Source organism: Pantoea sp. SIMBA_079, assembly GCF_046940275.1.
Lineage (GTDB): Bacteria > Pseudomonadota > Gammaproteobacteria > Enterobacterales > Enterobacteriaceae > Pantoea > Pantoea borealis.
On sequence record NZ_JAWRYR010000138.1, the window covers coordinates 1 to 313 of the forward strand.

The following is a 313-nucleotide window of genomic DNA, read 5'->3' on the forward strand; positions in this document are numbered from 1 at the left end:
AAGTGGCACGGCAGCGACCGCAGCTGGGGCGAGGGCAAAACCGAAGCGCTGCGTCTCGCGCTGCGCGGGCGCGATCCCTTCACCGACGCCGCCACACAGATCGCATTCGTCGATCAGGCGCTGACGGTCTTCAACGCGGTCGTCTCCGGCATGGTGTACGGCGGCACCGATCTCGACGCACTGCGCACGATCGCCGCGGAACTCGACTTGGAGGAATCGGAATGAGCACCCCTGATCCCTATCTGCTGCTGCCGCTCGACGGCGTGCGCGCCATCGAGGCCTCGGCCGGCACCGGCAAGACGTTTACGCTGGC

General features: G+C 67.4%; 2 protein-coding genes. Both read left to right on the plus strand.

The window, feature by feature from the left end; translation table 11 throughout:
- Positions 1–225, plus strand: a 225-nt coding sequence (locus SB719_RS19445) for a hypothetical protein (protein ID WP_412159643.1), incomplete at its 5' end; no start/stop codon positions are given.
- Positions 222–313 (plus strand): hypothetical protein (locus SB719_RS19450; RefSeq protein WP_412159644.1); only part of this gene is annotated, 92 nt, incomplete at its 3' end. The genes SB719_RS19445 and SB719_RS19450, both read left to right, overlap by 4 nt.